Origin of the sequence: Shewanella sp. SP1S1-7 (assembly GCF_031932105.1) — a bacterium.
Lineage (GTDB): Bacteria > Pseudomonadota > Gammaproteobacteria > Enterobacterales > Shewanellaceae > Shewanella > Shewanella baltica.
Window position 1 is genome coordinate 144949 of record NZ_JAUOEU010000008.1, and the last position, 11633, is coordinate 156581.

Genomic DNA, 11633 nt, shown 5'->3' on the forward strand with positions numbered 1-11633 from the left:
TTAGCCAACTATCTATATTAAAAAATATCAGCAAGTTAACGTTTTTATTCTAGGGATGGAAAATGCAATCATGTACCTCCAAGCAGTTAGCCGTTTTATTCTGCGAACGCATTCCCCTGAGTCACTCTTTAAACCTGTCATTCGATTTGTCGAGTTTTGCTCGTTAACCCCGAGCCGAGCTGCCACGGCGAATTAATGAACTATACAGCGCTGTCAGAGTTAATTATTACAGGGAATGTGTTTGATGGTAGAAGACATAGTATTACCTAAAGCCTATTCATTGCGTTACGCGTATAAAAATGACGATGCTTTTGTATTTGCACTATTTTGTTCTGCAAGGACGGAACTGTCTCTATTACCGCTTTCCCCACAGCAACGAGAGCTGTTAGTGCAACAACAATACCGCTTACAGCAAGCGGGTTACGCTGCCCAATACCCTCAAGCTGTGACTCTAATCATTGAATATCAATCAATTTCTATTGGCAAAATCATACTTAATCCCTCTGCTAACGGTGTCCATATCGTCGACTTTGTCATCGCGCCGCAATTTCGTGGCTATGGTTACGGTTCAGTCATTTTGGACTCGGTAAAAGCCTATGCCCAAGCAAAAGAGGCGAGTGTGAGTCTGAGTGTTGATCGACAAAATATGCGTGCGAAACAGTTATATCTCCGCTTGGGTTTCTTACCTTTTGAAATATCACCTACCCAAGAGTGGCTATCGTGGCCATCACCATAGGTAGTGTTGTTTCGGGGTAGTGGAAAGCGTGTGTAATCAACCTGATGATGTTTGGACAGGTTTGCTTTTATTAAGGAGTCATGGATGTCTGATAATTTTCTTGGAGAAATTAAGCTTCTCCCCTACGAATGGGCACCTAAATATTGGGTTTTGTGTGCCGGGCAATTATTGCCAATCAATTCCAATCAAGCGCTTTTTTCATTATTGGGTACGACCTACGGTGGAGACGGTGTCAATACCTTTGCATTGCCGGATTTACGTGGTCGCGCACCGGCTCACCCTAATGCTGCTATGGGTTTGCCACAGGGTAGCAAGGCTGGTGCAGAAAATGTAACCCTAGTACCCAACAACCTGCCAGCCCACAATCACCTTGTGATGGCCAGTTCTACGGCGGGCGATACCGTGCTTTTTGCAGGCAATAATATTGCCGCTGCCAAGAACAACGCAGGCGCTGTCAATTTGTATGAACCCGCTGCAAGTTTGCAAGCGTTGGATCCTGCAACGGTATCCAATACCGGCGGTAACCAACCCCATCAGAATTGCCAGCCTTCGCTGGTGATGAATTATTGCATTGCCACTCAAGGCATTTACCCTTCACGTAACTAGAGGAGAATCACTATGGATGCTTATATTGGTGATATCCGTCTGTTTGCGGGTAGCTTTGCACCGAGGGGTTGGATGTTGTGCGCGGGTCAGCTATTAAGTATTAGTGAGCAGACGACGCTTTTCGCTCTGATTGGAACGACATACGGCGGCGATGGAGTCACCACTTTCCAGCTGCCAGATTTGCGCGGCCGGCTTCCGGTTGGGCAGGGCAACGGCGCGGGTCTTACTCCCCGTGTTATCGGCCAGCAATTTGGTGTTGAATCCGTGACCTTGTTAACACCGCAAATACCTTCACACAGCCACAGTTTTTCGGCGAGTACAGCAAGTCCCTCCACATCACCCAGTCCCACGGGTAATGTGTTTGCCCACAGCAATACCGATAATATTTATGCTCCTTTGCCAACTAGCGGTGCCGATCCCCAAGTTATGAATGCACTCAGTGTGCAAGCCACCGGGGGAACACAACCACACAATAACATCATGCCTACCACAGCGATAAATTACATCATGTGTATTGAAGGCATTTTCCCATCGCGTAATTAAGGAGCGAAATTATGGATCCATTTATTGGTGAAATCCGTTTGTTGCCATTCAGCTTCGCTCCCCACAATTGGGCGCTGTGTAATGGCCAAATATTGTCAATCGCAAGTAATACCGCATTGTTTTCAATTATCGGAATTACGTATGGTGGCAATGGTACAACCACGTTCCAATTGCCTAATTTGCAGGGGCAGGTCGTTGCGGGCGTAGGTCAGGGGCCCGGACTGAGAATATGGGATTGGGGTGAACAGTTTGGCGAAAATGGGGTGACGCTGATCTCCACTGAAATGCCAGCACACAACCACACGCTGACCGGTTTGAATAATCAGGGGACTTTGCCTTCTCCGGCAGCGAATACCTATCTGGCCAAGGATATTCGTGGTGGCAGTGGTATCGTCAACTATATGCAGACCGCACCGGGTACATTAAATACCGCTATGGCACCACAGACTTTAGGTATAAGTGGTGGTGGTCTACCCCATGAAAACCGTCAGCCATTTCTGGCATTGAATTATTGCATTGCCCTTTATGGTGTATTTCCGGCACGCAATTAATTGATGAATGATTCCCGGCATGTTTGTCGGGAAGTTTTTTTAATAAATATTTTTAATTAGTAAGTCACATTGATGCCAAACAAATTACATTTTATTTCAGGTTTACCGCGTGCAGGCTCGACGCTGCTCGCAGGTATACTTCGGCAAAATCCACGCTTTCATGCGGCTATGAGTAGCCCTGTGGCAGGGCTTGTGAATGGCGCCCTCGAACAAATGGGGGCGGGTAGTGAGTCCTATTCATTTTTCGATGAACATAAACGTAAGGTCATTTGTCGGGCATTAATTGATGCTTATTACCAAGATAAAAGCCATCCGGTGATTTTCGACACCAACCGTCACTGGACTGCCCGTTTGCACCAATTGGTAGAGCTGGTTGATGATTTTAAAGTGATTTGTTGTGTGCGCAATCCGGCTTGGATTATGGATAGTTTTGAAGTGATTTACCGTAAAAATCCATTTGACTATAGTCGCATGTTTAACGCGGCCTCGCGTCAGACTGTGTATAGCCGCTGTGAGTCATTAATCAACGCTGGTGGTTCGGTAGGGAGTGCATGGACGGCACTCAAGGAAGCCTATTACGGCGAGTTTTCTGATCGCTTGCTATTAGTGGATTACGACCTGCTTACTCAGCATCCGGCACGCACGCTGGAATTAATCTATCGTTTTATTGGCGAACCGCAATTTGAGCACGATTTTAATCATGTCGACTATGCTGAAAATGAGTTTGACCACAATCTCGGGGTCAAAGGTTTGCACAGCGTTAAACAGAAAGTGGAATACAAAAGTCGGCGCAGTATTTTACCGCCTGACTTATTTATGAAATATCAAGAGATGGACTTCTGGCTGGATAGTACTGGCACTGCAGCCAATATTATTGCAAGTAAAAATCTGGCAAGTAAGAAAACCTGTAGCACCTAATGCAAAAAATGAAGGGAATCACTTATCATGAGACACACACTGCTTAGTGGGCTTTCCTCGCTGTTATTACCATTTGGACTCTATGGTGCGGGTGCAATCGCGGCGCCGAGTTATCAACGCTCCTATTTGAATGCATCGATAAGTGCATCGACCGATCTATCATTGCGTTCAGACACCTCTCTACCACAGGATCTAATTGATTTATCTGGCGATCAACTGGATATCCAGAGTGCACATCCGGTGCGTGAGCTGGTGATTGTTGATGGCGCAGTGACTGAGGCTGATAAATTGGTATTGCGTCGCGCCCTTAAACCGGGCATGCAATTGGTGGAGTTAGATTCTTCTATCGCTGGATTACCGCAATTAATTAATGCCCTTGAAGGTCACAAAAATCTCGCCGCTATTCATGTGGTCTCCCACGCACAAGCGGGTGCTATTTTGCTCGGTAATTCACGTATTACCCCGGAGACAATCCAGCATGAAGTGCACGCATTTGCCGCGCTAAAAGGCGCGGTGCGTGAAGGTGGCGATTTATTATTTTACGGTTGCGATCTGGCCGCGAATGAAGCCGGTGAAGCGCTGTTGGATATCATCAGCAATAACACCGGTTTGGATGTTGCCGCCTCCAATAATTTAACCGGTAATGCCGAATTACAGGGCGACTGGGATTTAGAAGTTACAAGCGGAAATGTTGAATCTACGTTGGCGTTTTCTGAGAAGGCGTTAAGGGATTTTTCGGGTGTATTAGCGGCTTCGAATGGTACAAAAACATTTTCTGGTTGGTCAGGAAATCTCACTACAGAACTTAGTACTACCGATTTCAGATTAACGGCAACGGATGGAAATGATAGTGTACGGGATGTTGGAATTTATGGAGACATTGCTTATATCTTGACCGGTACTCCCAATATTAATAGTAATCACTATTTCTATTTAAAGGCAGACGGAACCAATACTACTGCGTTTGAGCTCACAGGCTTAAGTAGTGGAGAGTATACCCATAACTTCACCAATGTGCGGATTGTGGGTATGGTTCGGGGGGGGGGCACGGTCAACTCTTCTACAATAAATGGCACTAGTACTTTCGGTGAATCCTTTACTTTCGAATCGGGGCAACTAACCGCATTTTCCGGGGTTAAGCTGACAGGTTTTAAGCTCTATTTTGATTGCAGTACAAACTGTACCCAAGCGGCTGACGTCGCCAAGTTTGAGTTCAGAAGTTTTACCATCCAAGGCGCTGTTAATACACCGCCTGCTGTTACCCCAACACTCAGCAGCGTTAACTTATCGGATTCAGCACTGAGAGCAGGCGAAACCTCCACAGTCACTTTTACATTTTCAACGGCGGTTACCGGTTTTACCAATGCTGATATCACTATTCCAAATGGTTCACTGAGCGCTGTAAGCTCTGGTGATGGTGGCACTACCTGGACGGCAACTTTCACACCAACAGCTAGTATTACCGATGCAACAAACGTATTTACGGTTAACATGACTGGCGTCAGCAGCGTTGCTACATCAACACCAGGAAGCGGCACCACCAATTCCGGTAATTTCACTATTGATACATCGCGACCAACAGCAACAATTGTAGTTGCCGATAACGCCTTGATGGTTGGGGAAACCTCGCTGGTTACCATCACTTTCAGTGAAGCGGTGACGGGATTTGCCAATGCGGATTTAACGATTGCGAATGGTACTTTGAGTGCAGTGAGTTCTGGTGATGGAGGCATTACCTGGACGGCTACATTGACTCCCACAGCCAGTACTACTGATGCCAGTAACCTGATCACACTGGACAACACTGGCATGACCGATGCGGCAGGCAATGCTGGAACGGGTACAACAGACTCCAACAATTACGCCGTAGATACCGCCCGCCCCACAGCATCAATTGTGGTGGCTGATACAGCGCTGTCGATTGGTGAAACCCCGCTGGTCACCATTACGTTCAGTGAAGCGGTGACAGGATTTACTAACGCAGATTTAACCATCGCCAACGGCACACTCAGTACGGTGAGTTCCGGTGATGGTGGTGTCACCTGGACAGCCACCTTTACACCTACGGTCAGTACTACTGATGCCACCAATGTCATCACGCTTGCTAACACGGGTGTAAGCGATGCATCAGGCAATACAGGAACAGGTACTACTAATTCCAACAATTATGCAATCGATACGGTTCGTCCCATTGCTTCAATAGTGGTTGCTGATACCGCACTGGCTGTAGATGAAACTTCATTGGTCACCGTCACATTCAGTGAAGCGGTGACTGGTTTTACCAACGCCGATTTAACCATTGCCAATGGTACTTTGAGTGCGGTGAGCTCTGGTGATGGCGGCATTACCTGGACGGCAACATTGACTCCTACCGCCAGTATTACCGATGCCACCAACCTGATCACTTTGGATAATACCGGTGTAACAGATGCAGCAGGTAACGCAGGAAGCGGAACTACTGATTCCAATAATTATGCAATTGACAGCCTGCGTCCAACGGCTTCGCTGGTTGTGGCGGATACAAGTTTGTTAGCCGGTGAAACCTCTCTGGTGACAATCACCTTCAGTGAAGCGGTGACAGGTTTTACTAACGCCGATTTAACGATTGCGAATGGTACTTTGAGTGCGGTGAGTTCTGGCGATGGAGGCATCACTTGGACGGCGACATTGACGCCGACAGCCAGTATTGCGGATGCCACTAACCTGGTCAGACTTGATAACACTGGTGTGACCGATACTGCAGGCAACGCAGGAACGGGTACTACTGATTCCAACAATTACGCCATATCCACTGTGCGCCCTACGGCATCAATTGTCGTTGCTGATACAGCTCTTGCAGCAGGTGAAACTTCGTTAGTCACAATCACCTTCAGCGAAGCGGTGACTGGATTTAGCAATGCTGATTTAACCATTGCTAATGGAAGCTTAAGTGCGGTGAGTTCTGGTGATGGCGGCATTACTTGGACGGCCACCTTCACACCCACAGCCAGTATTACGGATACCAGCAATGTCATCACTCTAGCTAATACCGGTGTACAAAACGCTGCTGGTAATACAGGAAGCGGAACGACTGATTCCAATAACTATGCAATTGATACTGCTCGCCCCACAGCCTCAATAGTGGTTGCCGGTACTGCACTGGCGATTGGTGAAACCTCGTTGGTCACTATTACTTTCAGTGAAGCGGTGACAGGATTTACTAACGCAGATTTAACGATTGCCAATGGAACACTGAGCGCGGTGAGTTCTGGTGATGGTGGTATTACTTGGACTGCAACTTTAACACCGACGGCCAGTATTACCGATGCTACTAATGTCATCACATTGGATAATACTGGCATCACAGATGCAGCAGGTAACGCGGGAACAGGCACAACTGATTCCAACAATTATGCAATTGACAGTACAAGGCCAACCGCGTCACTGGTTGTTGCTGATACAGCTTTGGGTGCTGGTGAAACGTCATTGGTCACCATTACTTTCAGTGAGGCAGTGACTGGCTTTACCAATGCGGACCTTACCATCGCGAATGGAACATTAAGTGCGGTGAGTTCATCGGATGGTGGCATTACCTGGACGGCGACTTTGACGCCAACCGCCAGTGTGACGGATGCAACCAACATCATTACATTGGATAACACTGGAGTGGCCGATGCGGTTGGTAATGCGGGCACAGGCACAACGGATTCCAACAACTATGCCATAGATACAACACGCCCAACGGCCACAATAGTCGTCGCGGACACTGCATTAGCGGTTGGTGAAACGTCCCTGGTGACCTTCACTTTTAGTGAAGCTGTGACTGGTTTTACCAATGCGGATCTGACTATTGCCAACGGCACTTTAACTGCGGTCAGCAGCGGTGACGGTGGCATTACCTGGACGGCGACTTTGACGCCAACCGCCAGTGTGACGGATGCAACCAACATCATTACATTGGATAACACTGGGGTGGCCGATGCGGCTGGTAATGCAGGCACAGGCACAGCGGATTCCAACAACTATGCCATAGATACAACACGCCCAACGGCCACAATAGTCGTCGCGGACACTGCATTAGCGGTTGGTGAAACGTCCCTGGTGACCTTCACTTTTAATGAGGCAGTGACTGGTTTTACCAATGCGGATCTGACTATTGCCAACGGCACTTTAACTGTGGTCAGCAGCGGTGACGGGGGCATTACCTGGACGGCGACTTTGACGCCAACCGCCAGTGTGACGGATGCAACCAACATCATTACATTGGATAACACTGGGGTGGCCGATGCGGCTGGTAATGCAGGCACAGGCACAACGGATTCCAATAACTATGCGATAGATACAGCCACGCCAACAGTACAGAGTGTTAACCCACTAGATGGCGATATTGGGGTGGCAGTTAGTGCCAATTTTGTGCTGACTATGAATGAAGATATTCAACTCGGTACCGGCAATATAGTGATCTACGACGCCGATGATCTGGCCGTAGCGACCATTGATGTGACTGCACATGCGGGACAGTTAAGTACAGCTGGTGGCATGTTGACTATTAACCCAACCGCGAATCTAGTTGAAAACACCAGTTATTACATTCAAATCGCTAATGGGGCTATTACCGACTTGGTGGGTAACCTTTACGCTGGGATTAGCAATAAAACCGATTGGAACTTTACCGTTGCCGATGTTACACCACCGGTGGTGACTGGGATTGTCGTGACGGGATCGCCCGCAGCGAATGCGGCTAGTCTAGTGTTCACTGTGAGTTTTGATGAGATAGCGAGCAATCTATCTACCGATGATTTTGTGCTCACGGCAACAGGCTCGGCCAGTGGCAGTATTGCCAGCGTTTCTGCGGCATCTGGAAACAGTGTTGATGTGACTGTGAATACTGTGAGCGGCACGGGTAGCCTGAGACTCGATGTCAAGGCGAATTCCAATATCCAAGATGCTTCCGGTAACGGTAATGGAACCAACGGCTATACCGCCGCTTATACCGGTGGTGCAAGTCATACTGTCGATCGCGATGCGCCTTTAGCACCTTCGGGGCTGGATCTTGCCACGGCTTCCGATTCCGGGATCATCAGTACAGATAATTTAACCAGCGATACCACCCCGACAGTCACAGGCAGCGCCGAGGCGAATAGTACTGTGACGCTCACGAGCAGCATCGATGGTGTATTGGGTACAACAACGGCAGATGGTTCTGGAAATTGGTCGTTTACCACGCCGCTATTAACCAGTAATTCAGCGCATAATATTACGGCCACTGCGACCGATGTTGCGGGCAATACTGGCGCGGTGTCGACGGCACTTGCGCTTACGCTCGATACACAAATTCCCTCGATAACCAGCTCGGCCCCTGCAGGAGGTGCCGCGGCGGATGCCAGTGTGATATTCAACCTCGCCTTTAGCGAATCGGTGAATAGCCTGACGACGGATGATTTTGCCCTGGTGAGCACAGGCACCGTATCTGGTACTATTTCGAGCGTTTCCGCTAGCTCTGGAACCGGTATTGCCGTCACTGTTAATGGCATATCGGGTACGGGTAGTCTGAAGGTCGGCCACACAGCGAGTGATATTGTCGATGATGCGGGTAATGCACTCGGTGCCTATAGTGCCGGCACCGCACACTCGGTCGATACGGATGCACCAACTATTTCGAGCGTCAGTTTTGACCAGACGTCGGTGACTCAGGCAAATCAAAATGCGATTAGCCTGACCTTAGCGAGTGCGGAGGTGGGAACCAGCGCAAATTACACTATTACCGGCAGTTCAGGCACGCCTGTCACTGGCACTATTGCCGTCGTGAGTGCGTCACAACAGCTCATCAATATAGATGTGAGTGGCTTAGGGGATGGCACTTTGACAGTGAGCCTGACCCTGACAGATGCGGCGGGTAATGTTTCTAGCCCCGCCGTGACCGATACCATATCGAAAGATGCCACAGTGCCTACAGTGGATGTCGTCGCCGTTAGCGATGGGCATTATGGTGTCGGCAGCACTATCGATATCACTGTCACCTTGACCGAGGATGTGACTGTTTCTGGCACACTCTCTACACTGTCGCTCGATATCGATGGTGTGGCTCGTCAAGCGGTATTCGTGTCTGCTACCGGCGGTGTGCTGACCTATAGATATACAGTCCAAGCGGGTGATAACACGGGGGCGAGTGGTTTAATTGTCGATACCAATGGCATAGCACTTAATGGCGACACTATGCGGGATGCGGGTAGCAATGATGCCGACTTAAGCTACAGCCAGTGGAGCAGTGTCGATGTGATTGTCGATACGACGGCTCCCGTCGATCCTATTGTTACTGCGCCTGCTGGCACTATAAGTACCAATCTGGCAACGACATTGATCAGCGGAACGCACCCTGACGATGGGGTGACAATCAGCCTCTATGCCGATGTGGATAATGACGGTGTTGCCGATAACGCGACTGTGTTGGATGACACTATAGTGGTCGCGGGCACTTGGACTCTGAGTGCCTCATTATCGACGGACAGCGACAATAATTTCGTTGTGATTGCCAGCGATGCAGCGAGCAATGTTTCCGCACCCCAGAATGTCCCCACTATTACTCAAGACTCAACGGCGCCAGCTGCTCCATCTACGCCAGATCTGGATGCAGCAAGCGATTCGGGGACGAGTTCCGCGGATAACATCACCAAGAATACAACACTCGTGTTGACGGGGACTGCAGAGGCTGGTGCCAGTGTCGTCCTTAGCAGCCAACTTGATGGTGAGCTTGGCACTGTCAATGCGGATGGCAGTGGTGATTGGAGCGTTAGTGCGACCAACGTGAGTGCGGGCACCCATAGCATCACAGCGGTTGCTACTGATATTGCAGGAAATAGCAGTGTCGCATCGAGCGCTCTATCTGTGACTATTGATACGAGTGCGCCCACTTCCTCAGTAATTGATAATCAACACATTCAACCTGGCGAGAGTTCATCTACGCTCGCGTTTACTATTGCCGATGATGTAACCGCTGTGACGGATATTCTTGTGACGCCAGCGAGTTCGGATACCACAGTGGTCCCACTGGCGGATGTTGTATTAGCAGGAAGCAATGCCGACAGAAGTGTGACTGTGACTGCGCTTGGCTCGGGTACCAGTACCATCACCCTTACGCTCGAAGATGGTGCGGGTAATACTAGTACTCAAACCTTCGAGGTTGTGGTGAATAGTGCTCCGACTATTTTGGGAATACCCGCGACGAATGTGGCTCAAGGTGCACCTTATAGCTTTGTGCCAACAGGTGCAGATGCGGATGGTAATAGCCTGCTCTTTGACATTACGAATCGACCTGCATGGGCGAGCTTTAATACGGCAACAGGGGAATTAAGCGGTACGCCAACGAATGCGGATGTCGGTGTGACGACGGCAATAGTGATCAGTGTGAGTGATGGAGTGCTCAGTGCGAGCCTGCCCGCTTTCAATCTCACGGTCACCAACGTCAACGATGCGCCGACGATTAGTTCAACGGCCATCACTGCTGCCACTCAAGATGCGGCGTACAGCTACAACTTTGCGGCGAGTGATACCGATGTGGGCGATGTACTGACATTGAGCGCGGTGACTAAACCGAGTTGGTTGAGCTTCAATGCGGCCACTGGATTGTTAAGTGGCACGCCAAGCAATGCCGATGTGGGTGCACACCCAGTAACACTGCGGGTGACGGATACGGACGGCTTAACGGCAGAGCAAAGCTTCAGCATTACCGTGACCAACGTCAACGATGCGCCGACGATTAGTTCAACGGCCATCACTGCTGCCACTCAAGATGCGGCGTACAGCTATAGCTTTGCGGCGAGTGATACCGATGTGGGCGATGTACTGACATTGAGCGCGGTGGCTAAACCAAGCTGGTTGAGCTTCAATGCGGCTACTGGATTGTTAAGTGGCACGCCAGGCAATGCCGATGTGGGCAGTCATGCGGTGACACTGAAAGTCACCGACACGGACGGCTTAACGGCAGAGCAAAGCTTCAGCATCACGGTCACTAACGTCAACGATGCGCCGACGATTAGTTCAACAGCTATCATTGCCGCCACTCAAGATGCGGCGTACAGCTACACCTTTGCGGCTGCGGATACCGATGTGGGCGATGTACTGACATTGAGCGCGGTGACTAAACCAAGCTGGTTGAGCTTCAATGCGGCTACGGGCGTGTTAAGTGGTACGCCAAGCAATGCCGATGTGGGCAGTCATGCGGTGACACTGAAAGTCACCGACACGGACGGCTTAACAGCCGAGCAAAGCTTCAGTATCACAGTGACCAACGTCAACGATGC

Annotated in this window: 6 protein-coding genes; all 6 read left to right on the forward strand. The window is 49.5% G+C overall.

The window, feature by feature from the left end; genetic code table 11:
- The first annotated feature begins 244 nt into the window (after positions 1–244).
- Positions 245–736: a GNAT family N-acetyltransferase gene (locus tag Q4Q49_RS09105; protein ID WP_311890580.1), complete on the forward strand. Its 492-nt coding sequence runs from the start codon at positions 245–247 to the stop codon at positions 734–736.
- An 84-nt stretch (positions 737–820) separates the two neighbouring features.
- Positions 821–1342: a tail fiber protein gene (locus tag Q4Q49_RS09110; protein ID WP_311999189.1), complete on the forward strand. Its 522-nt coding sequence runs from the start codon at positions 821–823 to the stop codon at positions 1340–1342.
- 12 nt (positions 1343–1354) lie between these two features.
- A complete protein-coding gene (locus Q4Q49_RS09115; protein ID WP_311890582.1) occupies positions 1355–1885 on the forward strand; it encodes a tail fiber protein in 531 nt (176 codons plus the stop codon).
- 11 nt (positions 1886–1896) lie between these two features.
- Complete coding sequence (locus Q4Q49_RS09120; RefSeq protein ID WP_107946247.1) at positions 1897–2436, forward strand: phage tail protein; 540 nt, start codon at positions 1897–1899, stop codon at positions 2434–2436.
- 72 nt (positions 2437–2508) lie between these two features.
- Positions 2509–3354 (forward strand): sulfotransferase, encoded by an 846-nt coding sequence (locus Q4Q49_RS09125; RefSeq protein WP_311991427.1) that lies wholly within the window; start codon positions 2509–2511, stop codon positions 3352–3354.
- Positions 3355–3381: 27 nt separating this feature from the next.
- Positions 3382–11633: Ig-like domain-containing protein (locus Q4Q49_RS09130; protein ID WP_311999190.1), on the forward strand; the 8252-nt coding region annotated here is incomplete at its 3' end.